The sequence below is a fragment of the Acinetobacter sp. B-6 genome, assembly GCF_056930735.1.
Map to the genome: position 1 here is coordinate 21,534 of NZ_JBXPBY010000021.1, position 17,119 is coordinate 38,652.

Genomic DNA, 17,119 nt, shown 5'->3' on the forward strand with positions numbered 1-17,119 from the left:
CCACGTTTCTCAATCAAGATGCGCTTTTCATACATATCCGAGCCGAAGTTCTTATCCCCTACCTCTATACTTTAATTTAACGCGACTCTAAAGCTGGTTGTGAGGCAGTATGTTGTTTACGTTCTTGATTCGCTTTTTTAATCACCTGATATCCACCCGTTAACCCTAAAGTTGCCATAATCACTGCGACAATCAAATCAGGGAGCATACTTCCCGTACCAAATACACCGATTGCAGCAAAAATTACCGCAACATTCCCAATCGCATCATTGCGGCTACACAACCAAACAGATTGCATGTTTGAGTCCCCATCTCTAAATGCATAAAGTACAACTGCTGAAATCACATTGGCAATAAGAGCAAGGACACCAATAACGCCCATTGTGATTGCTTCGGGCGGAATCCCCTGTATATATGCATAAATAGTTTTTGCAATTACCACAAATCCAAAAATTGCCATGATTGCGCCTTTAAATAATGCAACCGTTGCCCGCCAATACAAACTTGCCCCTAAAACAGCCAAAGAAACTGCATAATTGACAGCATCACCAAAGAAGTCGAGTGAATCAGCCCATAGTGCTGAAGAGTGTGCATAAGCACCGCCTATAAGCTCGACAAAAAACATGGCTAGATTAATAAATAAAGCAATCCACAAAGCCGTTCTAAACTTACTATTCGGTTTTTGTGGTGCAGGTTCATGACTACATGTACACGCCATGACATATCTCCTGAGTGAAATATCAGTTGTTGATTTGTCTTTGCACAAGCAACCTCATGATCTTTTTTTTAATGCAATTGCAAGAGCGGTATAGACAATAATCAAATTAAGCTATACTGCTATTTAAAACTATGGAGTAAGTCCAAGGTCAAGCAAAAAATAGAGGAATAATCATGCAGCAGTATTTAATCAGTGATCTTGCAAAAAAAACTCAGCTTTCAACTGATACTGTACGTTTTTATGAAAAAAAACAGCTCATTCAGTCCAGCTATCGCGCAGAAAACAATTATAAATACTATGATGAAGATTGCTTAAAACGACTGATTTTTATCAAACGCTGTCGTTCATTGGACATGACCTTACATGAAATTACCCAACTTTTAGAACAAATTCAGCATCCTGAACAGGATTGTAAAGTGATCGATCAATTGATCGAAGAACATATTCAACATGTCGAAACGCGTATTCATGAATTGCAAAATTTTAAATCTCAATTACAACAATTACGTCAGTCCTGCTCATTAAATACCACCATTGATCACTGTCAAATCATCAAAAAACTAGAAGCCTCAGAATAATTGATTTACCCCGATTATTCGCTCAGTCCCATGTTTCATTGAGTTCTGATTTATTGATTTTTTTGAAATACTGTTTTATGTAATTTCAACGATACCCCGACCAATAAAATCAGAACTGGAACTTCTACCAATGGACCAATGATCGTTGTAAAGGCAACAGGCGATGCCAAACCAAAGGTGGCAATCGCAACCGCTAGCGCTAATTCAAAATTATTGCCTGCAGCCGTAAATGAAATAGCCGTTGTTTTGGCATAATCATTTCCTATCCATTTACTCATAAAAAAGCTTAGGAAAAACATCAGTACAAAATACATAACCAATGGAATAGCAATCCGCAATACATCTAAAGGAAGACTAATCACATCAGCCCCTTTTAAGCTGAACATTGCCACAATGGTAAACAACAATGCCAGTAAACTGATTGGGCTGATTTTAGGGATGAAAATATTTGTATACCAATCCAACCCCTTCATTTTGACCAGTATCGTACGACTCAAAAAACCCAAAAGAAATGGAATGCCCAAATAGACTAAAACAGCATGAGTAATGGTCCAAAAACCGACGTCAATGAATTTAGCTTCTACACCAAAATACGGAGGTAAAATACCTAGAAACAACCAAGCATAGCTACTAAAAAAGAGAATTTGAAAAATGCTATTGAAAGCAACCAAAGCCGCAACGTACTGATTGTCTCCGCCAGCCAAATTATTCCATACCAGCACCATGGCAATACAGCGCGCCAGTCCAATCAGGATCAAACCCGTCATATATTCAGGATACTGATGTAAAAAAATAATGGCTAAAACAAACATCAAACACGGTGCAATCAACCAATTTTGCAATAAAGATAAAAGCAGTGTTCGCTTGTCCTTAAATACCTGTGGTAGCGTTTTATAATCCACTTTGGCAAGTGGTGGGTACATCATTAAAATGAGACCCATCGCAATCGGAATATTGACTGAATCTAAACTTAAATGATTTAAATTTGTCGATACCTGCGGGAAAAATATGCCAATAGCAATTCCGAATGCCATAGCCATAAAAATCCATAATGTCAGATGTCGATCAAGAAAAGACATTTTCGAAGTCTGCTGGGTGAAACGCATCATGATTTACTCACAGCAATGACTAATATTCATCAGACCTGAATGTTTTTCTATCAGGTTGTGATTTGCCATGGTGATAATATTTAATATTTGATTCGCCCAATCAGGAAGTTCAGGATTCAATCGATAATACACCCATTGCCCTTTTCGTTGATCCAATACAATTGATAGATTTCTCAACAAAGCCAAGTGTCTTGAAATCTTAGGTTGACTTAAATTCAAGACCTCTGTGATTTCACATACACAAACACTGTCTTTTGCCACCAACATTTTTAAAATATCTAGACGTGTCGGGTCAGATAAGCATTTAAAGAAATCTGTTTGATGCATAACGATTGCTCAATTTATTCATTCACCATATTCAGTATTGCGAATATACGCATATCCATATATAAATACAAGATCACAAATCACTATGGCGCCTTAAAATCTATGTCATCTCAAATTAAAATTTATCACAATCCTGACTGTGGGACTTCCCGCAATACTCTTGCGCTGATTCGCAATGCGGGAATAGAGCCAGAAATCATTGAGTATTTAAATCATCCACCCAGCAAACAACAGTTGATTCAGCTCATCCAACGATCGGGTTTATCTATCAAAGATGTACTACGTAAAAATGTTGAAGTTTACACAGTTTTAAATTTAGAACGACAACAATACAATGATGATCAGCTCATCGAGCTCATGCTGCAACACCCTATTCTGATTAATCGTCCTTTCGTCGTCACTGAATTAGGTGTTCGTTTATGCCGTCCTTCTGAAATGGTTTTAGATATATTATCTGCCCCACAATTACATCCATTTTCTAAAGAAGATGGTGAAATTATTATCAATCAAGCATTAAAAAGAGTGAAATAATTCTTATCGACCTGCATAAAAGAAATATAAATTAAACATAAATGATTGAATTAATTTATTTTTAACTGCAAATCAACCTAATAATCCTGAGTGTTTTACTAGGTTGAATCTTATTTTTAAACCCTTACAATAAAACCATATTTTTAGTATGCCTTTAGATTTTTATGCGCATCTCTCACATTACAGAACTTCTCTCTCCAGCAGGTTCACTGAAAAATATGCGTTATGCATTTGCCTACGGTGCAGATGCTGTATATGCAGGTCAACCTCGCTATAGTTTAAGAGTTCGTAATAATGAATTTGATCATGCCAATTTAAAAATTGGAATTTCCGAAGCACATGCGTTGGGTAAAAAATTTTATGTTGTGGTCAATATCCAACCGCATAATGCTAAATTAAAAAACTTCATTCGCGACCTTACACCTGTCATTGAAATGCAACCTGACGCGCTCATCATGTCGGATCCAGGCTTGATTATGATGGTTCGAGAGAACTTTCCACAGATGCCGATTCATCTATCTGTACAAGCAAATGCAGTCAATTGGGCAACAGTGAAGTTTTGGAAAAATATGGGACTCACTCGTGTAATTTTGTCACGTGAGTTATCTATCGAAGAAATTGAGGAAATTAAGCAGAATGTACCCGATATGGAAATTGAAGTTTTCGTACATGGTGCACTCTGTATGGCTTATTCCGGTCGTTGCTTACTTTCAGGCTATATGAATAAACGTGATGCAAATCAAGGCGCTTGCACCAATGCATGTCGCTGGGAGTACAATATTCACGAAGCAGCAGAAGATGCATCTGGGGATGTCATTCCAGTCCAATCACTGGAGACAGCATCAGTATGTTGCAACAATAAAGATGCCGACGAGCAACACGCCATACAACAACATCAATTTGGCGAGCCGGTTTTATTACAACGTCATGAAGAAGATATGTTTGCTGCTGAAGAAGATCAGCATGGCACCTACTTCATGAATTCTAAAGACTTACGTGCCGTTCAACATGTAGATCGCTTAACCAAGATGGGCATCCATTCTTTAAAAATTGAAGGACGCACCAAATCTTACTTTTATTGCGCAAGAACGGCGCAAATCTATCGTAAAGCAATTGATGATGCACAACTGGGTAAACCGTTTGACTGGGCGTTGATGACACAACTCGAAGGTTTAGCAAATCGTGGTTATACCGAAGGTTTTTTACGCAGACATGTGCATGCTGAATATCAAAATTATGAAACGGGCTCATCTCGTTTTGACCATCAACAATTTGTGGGCGAAGTGCTAGAAAGAAATGAGGATTACATCAAAATTGATGTAAAAAATCGCTTTGTAGTCGGAGACTCACTGGAGCTGATGACAACATCGGGCAATATCACCTTTACGCTTAATCAGATATTGGACAAAAAGAGACAGCCTATTGTGGATGCAAAAGGATCTGGGCATATTGTCGAAATCCCAATCCCTGCGGATGTTGATATGCAATATGCTTTATTAATTAGAAACTTACCTAATTCAACTGCTGATATTTCAGCGTCATCATTGGCTTACCAAGCAGTATAGGATATCAAAATGGCTTTAATGATTACTGATAAATGCATCAATTGTGATATGTGCGTTGCAGAATGCCCCAATCAAGCAATTTTTGAGGGTCAGGATATTTATGAAATCGATAGCGAACGTTGTACAGAATGCGTTGGATTTTATGATCGCCAAACTTGTGTAGATGTTTGTCCTATTGAATGCATCGTTCAAAATCCTGAGCACATTGAAAGCCAAGCGCAATTGTTAAATCGTTTTCATTATCTAAGTTTCTTTGGATAGAAAGTTTTTTTAACAAGTGCTGATCTTGGAACGTATTTTGCTTTATCAATATATCAGCAAATAACAACAACAATAAACAACATGGAATTGGGCAGTGGCAGCGCAGCTCATTAACAGGGTAAAACAATAAAATTAAGGAGAAGCCAAAGTGTATTTGGGGAACACTTTGGCTTTTTCTTATTGAATTAGTCCAAATAATCTTGTGAAAATTTCTCTCTGCACCATCTTTTGACCTCTTCAACAACAAAATCTGCGTTAGGCAATGTCAATAAATAATAGTTCCATGCTGTTTCAATATGTTCAGAAACAATTTTCATACGTCCGTGCTTTAAGTCATTGGCAATTGCGGTACGACTTAATAATGCCACACCCTGCCCTGACAATACCGCCTGAATTGCATGACTTTCCTGCGTATAAAACACTTGTGGTTGTCCTGCATGTATATGCAAACCTTGTTTTTCAAACCATTTTTGCCAATTAACACGATTGGGGCAATATTCATCTCCCCAAGTGAAGTGAATCAATGGTACGCTTGACCAATCCATTGATTCTATATCTAAAGAAGCATATCCAACAGCAACATATTCATCCGTTGCAAGAAATTCAGCATTGACATGTTGATAGCCTCCAGAACCATAACGAATCGCTAAATCATATAAACCAGAAGCCATATTGACCAAATCATAACTTGCATGCACCCGAAACATAATATTGGGGAAACGCTGTTGCAATTCGGGCAAATGCGGAATGATCCACTCACTTGCAAAAGATGGTGTCGTTGTGATGGTGAAAAGTCGTTGCTTATGCTGTTCAAGTTGATGTAGAGCAAATTGAATCTGCTCAAATCCAGACCGCACATGCTTCAACAAATAAGCCCCTTCAGGTGTCAGCGTAATTGATCTTGTGCGTCGTTCAAATAATTGTAAATTCAATTGCTGTTCTAGCTTTTTGATGCGATGGCTTAAAGCCGTTGGCGTTAAAAAGAGCTGATCTGCTGCTTTCTTAAAGCTCAGTTCTTCTGCGACATATTGAAAAGCCAACAATTGTTCGAGTGTATTGTGTAAAGCCATGAAATCACATGCATAGATGAATTTAATTCATTTATAACATGTATTTTTATCGTTTGTCGTTTTTTTCAAATTAAATAAAAATCATAATGAATACATCAACAACAGCGTATTAATATGACGAATATACTTAAAATAGACACCAGTTTAAGAAGTGGTATTTCTGGAACACACCCACATGGTTCTTTAAGCAGACGTTTGACGGAATTATTTATTCAACAATGGCGTGAAAATGATTCATCTATTGATATTAAGTATCGTGATTTAGGACAAGATCCCATACCTTATATTGATGAAGAATGGATCATTTCAGAATTCGGCTATGCAGAATCCGAAGAAAAAGCACAACAACGCTTAAAACTCAGTGATGAACTGATTGAAGAAATACAATGGGCGGATGTAATTGTACTGGGCGTACCCATGTATAACTTTGGACCTCCTGCTCATCTAAAAGCCTATATTGATCATCTTGTGCGTATGAATAAAACCTATTCTTTTGATATCACCCAAGCACAGCCATATTCAGGTCGGATCGATGATCAAAAAAATCTGGTACTTCTTTCTGCTCGTGGTGGACATGATTTTGATTCAGCTGATGCGCCTTTTGCCAACCATGTAGAGCCTGCTATAAAAACAGCATTTAATTTTATCGGGATCAAAAAAATTCATGAAATCGCCATTGAGTATCAAGAATATGGCGGCACGTTGCTAGAAAACTCTATCCTTACTGCTGAAGAAAAAACCCGAACACTCGTTAAAAATCTACAGACAAAAACAACCCCATAAAGTCATTCAACATTTATGACAAAAAAAGGAATTGAGCTGTTAGCAACTCAATTCCTATCAAGGGTAAAGCCATCAGTTTAACAGTGCTAAAGTCAGTATCATCGAGACTATGCTGACTTTACACTTCAAAATTGTTCAAGTCATTATTGACCTGAACGAATAATATAATCAAATGCAGATAAAGAAGCTTTTGCACCTTCACCAGCGGCAATGATGATTTGTTTATAAGGTACGGTTGTACAGTCACCTGCAGCAAAGACACCTTTCACATTGGTTTCATTGCGATCATTCACCACAATTTCATTTCGATTAGAAAGTTCTACAGCAGTTTCTTTTAGGAAATCTGTATTTGGTAATAAGCCAATTTGTACGAAGATTCCTGCAAGTTCAAGGGTATGAAGTTCATCAGTGGCACGATCTTTATATTTCAAGCCTGTCACGACAGAACCATCACCAATCACCTCCGTAGAAAGTGCATTCATGATCACTGTAGTATTTGGCAAGCTATTGAGCTTATCTTGAAGTACTTGGTCAGCACGTAGTTTAGTATCAAACTCGATCAAGGTAACATGCTCAACAATACCCGCAAGGTCAATCGCTGCTTCAACACCAGAGTTACCACCACCAATCACAGCCACTTTTTTACCTTTAAACAGCGGACCATCACAGTGTGGGCAGTATGCAACACCACGTGTTTTATACTCTTTCTCGCCAGGTACATTCATTTCTCTCCAACGTGCACCTGTTGATAAGATGACTGTTTTTGATTCAAGTTTTGCACCATTCTCAAGTTCTACTTCGACCAAGCCATTGGCTGTTTGATCCGCACCTACAATATTTTTCACTTTTTGTAAGTTCATGATGTCTACACCGTACTCACGTACATGTGTTTCCATATCAGAACCAAACTTTGGACCTTGAGTTTTCTGAACTGAAATAAAGTTTTCAATATCCATGGTATCCATAACCTGACCACCAAAGCGCTCAGAAACAATACCTGTACGAATCCCTTTACGTGCAGCATATACCGCAGATGTTGCACCAGCAGGTCCACCACCAATCACCAATACATCAAACGCGTCTTTAGCATTCAGCTTTTCAGCATCTTTAGCCGCAGCACCGCTGTCTAATTTCGCAACGATTTCTTCCAAAGTCATACGACCTTGACCAATATGTTCGCCATTTTGGAAAACCATTGGGACAGCTAAAATTTTGCGTTCTTCAACTTCATCTTGGAAGAATGCACCATCAATCATGGTTGCAGTCGTACCAGGGTTATTAATCGCAATTAAGTTCAATGCTTGAACAACATCTGGACAGTTATGACAACTTAAAGAAACAAACACATCAAAGTTTGCTGTAAGGTTCAAGCCTTTCACTTGCGCCAAAACTTCATCAGAAACTTTTGGTGCATAACCAGAAACTTGTAACAAAGCCAAGATCAGTGAAGTGAACTCATGTCCCATTGGCAAGCCAGCGAAGAATACACGTGGTTGCTCACCTACTTTTGCGATACCAAAGCTAGGTTTACGCTCATTTTGACCATCAAAACGAGCTGTGACTTGATCTGAAAGTGCCGCAATTTCTGTTACCAACTCTTTAATTTTATCTGATTTCTCAGAACCATTTAAAGAAGCAACAATTTCAATTGGGCTTTCAAGGCGCTCTAACAAAGTTTTTAATTGAGCAGAAGTATTTGTATCTAACATGCTAACAATCTCCAAGGGAGTAAATTTCTTTCGTTGAATGTATATTACGTCTATTTAAAAAATAGATAAAACAGTTTGTTTTCATTAAATCAATCGGTTTTTTAGTTTAACCTTTATCTGTTTAATATGCATCATTGCTTCCCCCCTTATCATACTTAAATTTTTAAATTCCTTTTCTATATCGGGGCATTGTCGATAAAATCAATCGAAATCATTGCAACCTCGAAACTTAAAATTAAATTAATTTTCAATAAAAATAATATTTCTTCGACCATCTTTCTACAAAAAAACGTGCGCGACGATTGCACAAAGTTTTAAGCTAAATTGATGTTGTCGTTTCTCCTATTAAGTACAACAACGTGTACTTAATCACAATTTCTAAATACATCAGTGATGAGGTAAAACAATGAAAATAGAGTTCGTATTCGATATCGTCTATCCAATGAGCTATGTTGCGTTTGAAAAACTTAAACAGCATTGGAATCAGCCTACGGCGAAAAAAATCGAATTATTACCTGTGCAAGTTTTACCAGAAATTCCGGAACAAGGCCTCGATATTTACCAATATTTGACTGAAAAATACGGAACTAAAGAGGCAAATCGTAAACTCGATATGGCAAAATTTGCTGCATATAGTCAAGACTTAACCGTTGATATTGAGCATATGAAACGTATGCCCAATAGTCGCTTGGCGCATCAGGCAATTTTAGCTTTAGATAATGTCTTTGATCAATTCGCTTTAACCCAAGCTTTATTTCACGCTATATTTGCGCATGGTAAAGACATTGCTAATCCTGAAGTGTTGAAACAAGTCATTGAAGGTATGGGGCTGGATGGCAATAAGGTACTACGTTCAATTCAGCATAAAGAAGTTGCGGATAAACAGGCTGAAATTACCCATTATGTACAGAGCTTTGGTAAGCACCCAACCCCTTACTATTTAGTTGATGGTGAAATTTGGGATAAAACTTTCGATACACTTGAACTCAAGGAACTCATTACCCAACGAGCAAAAGATGTAGCTTAGTTAATTCCAATCACACCATAAAAAGCACTTTTCATCAAAGTGAAAAGTGCTTTTTATTCACTTGAAATCCGAGATATTACAGTTACAACATTAACTCATCCGATGACCGATCCGCTGTAAACGTTTGCTCATCCGATAAGCAATCAAATAGAAGAATAACCCTAACACTAAGCCAATTGCCCCAATTCCCCATAATATCTTTTCGACAATATTAGACCAAAAATTTGCACGATTTATTTGAACTTCAACGCCTTTGGCAAGTGGTGAAACCGCTTGATCAAATACTTGATGTTGAATCGTCCATAACTGTTCTGGCTTAAATCCATATTCTAAGAATTGAGGATCGCCTTGCTCTGCTTTGATGAGCTTTTCTGCATAGACTGTTGCAACCACTTGATCTACAGGTTTGTGCATTAATGCGGTCTGTGCCAATAAATAATTTTGTACAGGCTCTGGCAATTCAGATTTATTGAGATATTGGTAAATATTACTGTGTTGAATATTTTGATCATAACGAACAAAAGCTTTAAGTTCTTTATCACCCTCATCTTTTAGATCATATTGTACATAAGTCAAACCCGACCATATCACAATAAAAGCGATAAGCCATGCAACAAATTTGAGTATAAATGATTGAAAACGAATCAAGAATAATCGTAACTTTTTAAGTAATTTAATGACAAAAAATGCCCCAATAAAAGAAACGATCAATTTTAAAATTAACCAACCCAACCATGAAAAAGCGTTCATCAAATAATCAGGTTGATAAATTGCGTCTCTTAATTGCTGATCAACCATATAAGGCAGATGCAATTGATGCACATGTTGAGCCACCCCAAACATGTTAAAGACCCATTCCTGCTGAAAAAATAAAGAAATCAAACTTGCTACACCAACAGCGGACAGTACCACTGCTGCTGCCGTAAGATTCCACTTACGGCGTTGCAACATTTTTAATCCATGTTCTATTTGCTGAATATCTACAGCATGTTGATTTTTTTCAGTCAAGTATTACACCTTTATTCAAGACATCAATGAGCACATTTAAGATTGATTTCAAGATTGCTGCGCAGTATTGTCCAAGACCAACTGCTGTAAGTTCGACTGCAAAGCTTTGATTCGGGTTGAAGCCTCTTCACGTTTTTGCATGCCCTCTTTTTGGATCTGAATCACATCATTCACTGTTTTAATGAGGGTATTTTGAACATGTTCAAGTGTTTCAATATCAATCACTGAACGTTGATTGGCTTTGGCTGTATCTACTGAATTTTGATGGAGCAAATCGGCATTGCGTTTTAACAGCTCATTGGTCGCATCATCAATCGTATTGGCAAGTTGTACGCTGTTGCGTTGTTCATTTAAAGAAATCGCTAAACTAATTTGGTTTTTCCATGCTGGTAATGTGATGTTTTTAATGGCGTAGAATTTGTCAACCAACATCATATTATTTGACTGAATGATTCGAATCATAGGCAAAGTTTGCATCGCAGATTGTTGCAAAACTTGCAAATCACTGACTCTTTTTTCTAAATTATTGGCTAAATGATTGAGGTCATAAACACGTTGATTGGTTTTTTGATCTTGTTCTTGTGCAGATAAATAGGCAATCTCTTGTTGTACTTCCTCTTGCTTAATCCGCCCAGCTGCAATATAAATCCCCAATTGACGATATTCTTCCTGTACACCGTTAAACATACGGTCCAAGGTATCTACACGTGCTTTTAAACCCGTTTGCGAAGTTTCAATTTCTTTAACCAGTGAATCAATTTGTTCTTTGGTGGTATTAAAATGTTGGTCAAAACTTTGTTTTGCGCCTTTAAACTTATTTAAAAGACTGCCAATAAATCCTGAACTTTTTGATTGGTTCAAAATACTCGATGTGTTGAGCTGTTGTGCAACTTGTACCACTTCATTCAACTTTTGCCCAGTCACATCGAGGTCTTTATTTTTAACCAGATTCAATAATTCATCAGTATAAGAGGAGGTCTTGCTTGCAATATTTTTTCCATACTCAGCAACTGCTGCATGGTTAATATTTGCCAAGTCTTTATGGGCATTAACAACCTCATTAAAATCCTCTGTATTTAAACCAATCTCTTTGAGATTCAATTGTTCAAATTTTTGGATTTCTAGTGGAGAATTTGATTCTGTTGTTTTTGCTGTCATAGAATCTGCTTGTGTTGTTAATGGTTGCTGATTCGATTCGCTCATAGATCTACCCTATTTATTTTCTAATGATTTCTTTAAAGATTGAATTAATTTATCACGACTTTTATCAAGTTCTTCAGTCGTCACCAAAGAATTTTGTGCACTACTCTGTTTCACATGATACTGCCATGCAGGAATTAAGACGTGTTGCGCTTCATTAAAACGATCCAATAATGTTAAGGAAAGTTGTTGCGTTAACTGCATCTGTGCCAATGCAATATCATTACTGGCTTGTAAAGTCTGCAAAGTGTTGATCTTTTTTGACAAACGCTCGGAAAAATTATCCAAAGGATGACGTTGTTGCACAAACACAGGATATTCATCTAAAAATTCCTGTGCTGCACGAATATATTTTGCCATTTGCTCTCTTAGACCATTGGCTTGTTGAAAACGAGATTCTGACTTTTGAATTTCAACTTGCAATCGTTGGCTTAATTGTTTGGCTTCATCAATTGAGCTCTCTAAATCTCTTAAATACTTTACTTGACCAACACTAAACTCTAAATCTAAGCCCAACCATTTTTGTATGGCGTTGAATTTTCTTTGGTTCAACTTTTTCTTTGATGCTGATAACTGCTCAATAATTTGCGCAATAATTTGACTTAACTTTTGTGTCAAATTCGGATCAATACTTTTTAACAGTACCGACTGTGCTTGGATTAATTGATCCGCATACAAATTGAGTCGGGTTTGATTATCCAACAATGGAACGAGGTCATTACGTTTAATTGAAAGCAATTCATCAGCATTACAAGAAATCTGTTCAAGTGGAGTGAGTACAGTAAATTGTTTCATATCAGTTCAAAATGAATAATTTTTCAATGATTTAAGGGCAATCATCAGACTCACCCTGTCTAATTAAAACTTATAATACAAATTCAGCTTAAAGCCTAACTAAATAGCAAAAAATATACAGATATAAAAAAAACCAGCTTCGAAAAGCTGGTTTTATAAACCTCAATTGTTATTTCGCTTGTTTATGCATCTGATAGCGACGATACCCGACCAATCCAAACAAACCAAATAAACTCACCCATCCAAACGCCCCACCACCACTGACACGTGGACTGCCTGGTGCTGTTCCTGAGTTTTGCAATTTCACTGTCGCTGAATTTGAAATTTTCCCATCAGCATCATACACATAGTAAGTAAAATTATAACTGAATGGATCAAGTGTACTTCTGAGTTGGATATGGACCTTACCGCTATAACAGGTATATTTACCGTCATCGCCAGGACATGGTCCACTACGGTCTGATGTAATCACTACAGGGTCAATGGTATTTGCAATTCGAATAGGCAGCTCAATCCCTTCTGGATTGACATAGAATTTTGGTTTATTCGGTTTTGCTGTTAAGGCTGCAACATTTCCATCACCGTCATCATTGGCATATTGCAGTAAATCAACATCCAATGGTTTGGTTGAACCATATTCAATATTCAATGTTGCGTCTTTAGCGATTGGTGCAATATTGGTAAAGCTTCCAATGATATATGCAGAAGATTTTATGCTTGGATCTGCAATTAATTGCAACTGATAACTACAGAATTCATTATCACCTGATGGTGTAACATTATCATTGATACGCCATAACATGATTCTCTTCAGATTTGGATTCCATTCACATTTAAAGTTTGGATCTTCTTTGCCTACAAATACCTTTTTATCATTCAATGTGCCCACACCAAGCGCTTTTACAGTTACTGTATAATTATCTGTATTTAAATGTTTTACCAGACGTGTATCTTGACCAGTAGCATCTTTTGTTACGATCTCGGCAGGCAGATTCGCGGCAAAAGGATCCACAAATATTGTCCGATATTTCTGCTCAGATTTGGTGTATTTGATTAAGTTACTGTACGTCTCAGACTGTATTTTATAAAAAGGAATATAGTCTTTATTGGTCGCTGGATCTTCCAATAACTTATTATAATTATCCAGTACAGTTTGATAAGAGTTCAACATCTCTACGACAGAACTATTGGTTGCGCTAAGATTATTTGCCGTTAAGCGTAAAACTTCAGTTGAGCCAATATCACAAGAGTTGGCAACATCATTTTCACCATTCGAATTTTCTGCAATGACACGAGTTACACCACGCTGATCTTTACCACTACAGCCTGTATAACCGATATCCACCAAATCTTTATCTGTCCCTAAGTTTTTAGGAAAATACATTGGCATAAAACCAGTAGATTCACTAGGTGGCTCAAGCTCATTTAAAAGTGTTGAGAAGTTAATATTGCTGACATCAAAGGTCTTATCTTTACCATCTTTAACAACCTCTTCTGCAACTTCGCATTGATCATTTCCAGCAGACATTGTCAAAGCATTATAGTTCAATACAACACCTGATTTTTCAACCTTGCTGACATCACCATCTGCATAACGACAAGACTTGCCAGTATTGTAGGCCAATATATTATTACTTAATGCTTTTATTCCATTAAAACCATATAACAATGTTGACCATGCTGTATTTCTAACAATGGTATTGCTCACTAAACTTAATGCAGAATTATCACTCAAATTCACCTTTCCTTGCGGGGTCGTTTGCGTGAATTGAATAATGCTGCCTTGATTTGAATTTGCTATGTTGTTGCTAATGGTATTGGCGGTAAATGTAACCGAAGGTTGTCCACAAAAGCTAAACATACTTAGGCTATTTTCAGATCCATTTCTCAGAAAACTTGCATAGTTTATTCCAATGGTACGTGTCGTAAATCCCAAATTATCTGAGCACGTCATCCCAAGTACACTGCCTTGGTCCGCACTATTTCCATCAAAAACGCCATAATTTATATTGAGTGAACTGGTCACATCATTTAAATAAATCGCACCACCAACTTTTGCCTTGGAATTCAGGACAGTGACATTATTTAAAGTCAGTGCTCCACCTGCATAAATTGCCCCACCAACGCTGTAATTACTGTCACCTAAACTTGAACCATCTTTTAAAATTAAATCATTGAGCACTAAGCCTGGTTTATTTTCATAGATGGTATTAAAAATACGTGAATTGCCTTGACCAGAAATTGTGGTTTTGATTGGCGTTGCCGCAGGAAATTGGTTGGTGAGTACATCAGGGCGACTGTAGTCTCCTGGTTCTTTCCCAACGATAGAGACATCAGAATTTGGTCTTAACTCTTTGTTTAACTTATACTCACCTGCTTCTAACTGAATCACGTTCGGCACTGTTGAATATATTTGCCCAGCACTACAGCCACCATAAGCTTTGTGTATGGCAGCAGCGTGCAATGCTTCTCTCAAAGAACACTTGTCAGGATTTGTCCCATCTTCATCATCAAAAGTCGTGACATAAATCGTTTTATCTTCTGCCGCCATTAATGACATGGTCGACAATATAACAAGTGTCAGAAATCCTTTTTTATAGTTTTTCATCGTCAATCCCTTACTTATTTTTTAAACGTCTATAACCAGCTAATCCAATAAGACCTACGATAGAGAAAAACCCTAAACTTCCGCCAGATGTTTTGACTTTATAATCTTTAAAATCATCAGGTTTTCTTTGTACAACTCGTGCAGGTATCGTGATATAAGGGTTATCTGATTTATTAAAACTTGTTGTGGATGTCACTACACTAATTTTAAATTCATCTGAACCTTGCCAATTCCCATTCGGGGTATAAACCAGATCACCCGCTTGATCAATCACTAAGCTACCCTTAGACGGTGTATTGGTTTGCACTGTTTTAAGACAACCGATTTGCCATGGTTTACCATTGTCATCCACATCTCGATTGAAGATCTGTTTACATTTTTCAGGGCTCACCAACTCCCCATCTTGCAACTGATCAGCAATGGAAAATTTAGCTTTTTCACCATACAGAATGTCTTGTCCAACGAGAGATATATTACTCGTGTCAATCACCAATTCAACTGAACCACGATCACACAATTCAGCATTTATGTCTCTATTCTTGCCACGCTGGTCAGTTGCTGAGCATGACAATATTTTATCTTGTACAGCAGGTCCATGATTAATAATCAACGAGTCTTCTGCTGAATTATAGCTCGGTAAAATTCTTGGTAAAAAATATCCTAAGGCAATCGTAGGAGACTCTGCAAAAGGACACAAAATACCATTGCTACTATAGTCACATTTACCTTCAGTTGTTGCGCCTGCAATCAGTTGAGCATTCCCCATTGCAGTCGATTTAAACCCAGCACAGCCTGATGAGTAGAGGTTATTACTGATTTGCTCAGCTTCTCCACCAGCCACCACAGTACAATCTTGTGTCCCATTTTGCGCAATAATACTATTGGCAACATAACCCTTCTTCTGCGGTGCATTCACAATCAACCCCATACTATTTAAAATCATGGTGATGTTATTAACTTGCATCGCATCATAAATTTTAATCACATAGCCTTTATTGTTAAAAATCGTGCTGTTTACGACTCCAAACAAAACAGAAGCACCTATCGCTTTTAATGCATCTTCTGAAAATTGATTTTGTGTTTCAAAATTTGAACTGCTACTGTTGCTTGTTTCATTGTCTCGAATCAATGATTGAGAAATAACAAATGATGGCAGTTCAGTATAAATGACGCCTCCCTCTGCTGCCTTATTGCCTTTAATTAAAGTTTTTGACAATACCACAGAACTGAGCGCGGTATTTGCGCTATATATACCCGCATTATAAATTGCGCCACCTTGTCGGGCAGAACCATCTAAAAGCTGACCGTTACTGATACCCAACGATTCTTTGTTATAAATCAAACCACCTTGATCCGCACAATTCGACTGCCCGCATCCTTTTAAAGTGATCTCATCAAAAGCAACACTAAGCATTGCAGGAGGAGTGGTTGCGTTTGGATCAACTGCTTTTTCAATTCGAAATAAACGGTCTTTACCTACCATTTTAATGATGGCATTTCTTCGTCCAACAATAGACTCAGTATCATTAACATTGGTTTGATAATCGGAGCCAAATGCCACATCTTTTAAAATATGAATTTGCTTTGTCAGTGAATATTCTTTATTTGCCTGCAACATAATTTTTGCTGTTGCATCTTTACCACCACATCCGTTATAGCCAGCTTCAGGCATGCCCTGATTGACGTATTCAACTGCTTCCCTTAATGAACACTGATCGTCTGCTTTTACAATATCATCTGTTGTAGTGACAGTAATATTTGCACTGAATGCATGACCAGTAATACATAATAATCCTAAGCCTATGCCCCGTTTGAGCATTATAGTCTCCT

General features: G+C 37.3%; 16 protein-coding genes. 6 read left to right on the forward strand and 10 right to left on the reverse strand.

Annotated features, from left to right (window positions below):
- Positions 1 to 76: 76 nt before the first annotated feature.
- Positions 77 to 718, reverse strand: coding sequence for a cation efflux transmembrane domain-containing protein (locus AC1Z3T_RS19680; protein ID WP_100884904.1), 642 nt, complete (start codon positions 716 to 718; stop codon positions 77 to 79).
- Between the two features lie 173 nt (positions 719 to 891).
- Here AC1Z3T_RS19680 and AC1Z3T_RS19685 point away from each other — a divergent pair, with 173 nt between their 5' ends.
- A complete protein-coding gene (locus tag AC1Z3T_RS19685; protein ID WP_004831437.1) occupies positions 892 to 1,296 on the forward strand; it encodes a Cd(II)/Pb(II)-responsive transcriptional regulator in 405 nt (134 codons plus the stop codon).
- Between the two features lie 50 nt (positions 1,297 to 1,346).
- Here the strand turns inward: AC1Z3T_RS19685 and arsB are convergent, their stop codons facing one another.
- Both arsB and AC1Z3T_RS19695 read right to left on the reverse strand, forming a co-directional pair.
- On the reverse strand, positions 1,347 to 2,375 hold the full coding sequence (gene arsB / locus AC1Z3T_RS19690) for an ACR3 family arsenite efflux transporter (protein WP_394892198.1): 1,029 nt from the start codon (positions 2,373 to 2,375) through the stop codon (positions 1,347 to 1,349).
- A 33-nt stretch (positions 2,376 to 2,408) separates the two neighbouring features.
- Positions 2,409 to 2,732, reverse strand: coding sequence for an ArsR/SmtB family transcription factor (locus AC1Z3T_RS19695; RefSeq protein WP_100884902.1), 324 nt, complete (start codon positions 2,730 to 2,732; stop codon positions 2,409 to 2,411).
- A 102-nt stretch (positions 2,733 to 2,834) separates the two neighbouring features.
- Here AC1Z3T_RS19695 and arsC point away from each other — a divergent pair, with 102 nt between their 5' ends.
- The 3 genes from arsC to AC1Z3T_RS19710 all read left to right on the forward strand — a co-directional run bounded on the left by arsC (position 2,835) and on the right by AC1Z3T_RS19710 (position 5,089).
- Positions 2,835 to 3,263 (forward strand): arsenate reductase (glutaredoxin), encoded by a 429-nt coding sequence (arsC, locus tag AC1Z3T_RS19700; RefSeq protein ID WP_004831440.1) that lies wholly within the window; start codon positions 2,835 to 2,837, stop codon positions 3,261 to 3,263.
- A 164-nt stretch (positions 3,264 to 3,427) separates the two neighbouring features.
- Complete coding sequence (gene trhP, locus AC1Z3T_RS19705) at positions 3,428 to 4,828, forward strand: prephenate-dependent tRNA uridine(34) hydroxylase TrhP (RefSeq protein ID WP_004831441.1); 1,401 nt, start codon at positions 3,428 to 3,430, stop codon at positions 4,826 to 4,828.
- A 9-nt stretch (positions 4,829 to 4,837) separates the two neighbouring features.
- The gene (locus AC1Z3T_RS19710) at positions 4,838 to 5,089 is read left to right on the forward strand and encodes a YfhL family 4Fe-4S dicluster ferredoxin (protein ID WP_004831442.1); all 252 of its coding nucleotides are present in this window, start codon (positions 4,838 to 4,840) and stop codon (positions 5,087 to 5,089) included.
- A 185-nt stretch (positions 5,090 to 5,274) separates the two neighbouring features.
- Here the strand turns inward: AC1Z3T_RS19710 and AC1Z3T_RS19715 are convergent, their stop codons facing one another.
- Positions 5,275 to 6,159 carry a LysR substrate-binding domain-containing protein gene (locus tag AC1Z3T_RS19715; protein ID WP_005029950.1) on the reverse strand — a complete coding sequence of 295 codons (885 nt, stop codon included), beginning with the start codon at positions 6,157 to 6,159 and terminating at the stop codon, positions 5,275 to 5,277.
- A gap of 114 nt (positions 6,160 to 6,273) precedes the next feature.
- Here AC1Z3T_RS19715 and AC1Z3T_RS19720 point away from each other — a divergent pair, with 114 nt between their 5' ends.
- Positions 6,274 to 6,942: an FMN-dependent NADH-azoreductase gene (locus AC1Z3T_RS19720; RefSeq protein WP_100884901.1), complete on the forward strand. Its 669-nt coding sequence runs from the start codon at positions 6,274 to 6,276 to the stop codon at positions 6,940 to 6,942.
- Between the two features lie 143 nt (positions 6,943 to 7,085).
- On the opposite strand, the gene ahpF is transcribed toward AC1Z3T_RS19720, so the two are convergent.
- Positions 7,086 to 8,651: an alkyl hydroperoxide reductase subunit F gene (gene ahpF, locus AC1Z3T_RS19725; protein WP_483396896.1), complete on the reverse strand. Its 1,566-nt coding sequence runs from the start codon at positions 8,649 to 8,651 to the stop codon at positions 7,086 to 7,088.
- A gap of 406 nt (positions 8,652 to 9,057) precedes the next feature.
- Between ahpF and AC1Z3T_RS19730 the strand changes: the two genes are divergently transcribed.
- Positions 9,058 to 9,678 carry a DsbA family oxidoreductase gene (locus AC1Z3T_RS19730; RefSeq protein ID WP_004831448.1) on the forward strand — a complete coding sequence of 207 codons (621 nt, stop codon included), beginning with the start codon at positions 9,058 to 9,060 and terminating at the stop codon, positions 9,676 to 9,678.
- A gap of 90 nt (positions 9,679 to 9,768) precedes the next feature.
- Here the strand turns inward: AC1Z3T_RS19730 and AC1Z3T_RS19735 are convergent, their stop codons facing one another.
- The 5 genes from AC1Z3T_RS19735 to rbtA form a co-directional block, all read right to left on the reverse strand.
- Positions 9,769 to 10,686, reverse strand: a complete 918-nt coding sequence (locus tag AC1Z3T_RS19735; protein WP_100884899.1) for a hypothetical protein — start codon at positions 10,684 to 10,686, stop codon at positions 9,769 to 9,771.
- A gap of 48 nt (positions 10,687 to 10,734) precedes the next feature.
- Entirely contained in the window at positions 10,735 to 11,844 is a 1,110-nt protein-coding gene (locus AC1Z3T_RS19740) for a toxic anion resistance protein (RefSeq protein WP_100886276.1), read from the reverse strand.
- A gap of 54 nt (positions 11,845 to 11,898) precedes the next feature.
- On the reverse strand, positions 11,899 to 12,681 hold the full coding sequence (locus tag AC1Z3T_RS19745; protein ID WP_046760178.1) for a hypothetical protein: 783 nt from the start codon (positions 12,679 to 12,681) through the stop codon (positions 11,899 to 11,901).
- Between the two features lie 169 nt (positions 12,682 to 12,850).
- Positions 12,851 to 15,289 (reverse strand): CSLREA domain-containing protein, encoded by a 2,439-nt coding sequence (locus AC1Z3T_RS19750; protein ID WP_483396898.1) that lies wholly within the window; start codon positions 15,287 to 15,289, stop codon positions 12,851 to 12,853.
- Positions 15,290 to 15,299: 10 nt separating this feature from the next.
- Positions 15,300 to 17,108: a rhombotarget A gene (gene rbtA / locus AC1Z3T_RS19755; protein ID WP_198261482.1), complete on the reverse strand. Its 1,809-nt coding sequence runs from the start codon at positions 17,106 to 17,108 to the stop codon at positions 15,300 to 15,302.
- Positions 17,109 to 17,119: the final 11 nt, after the last annotated feature.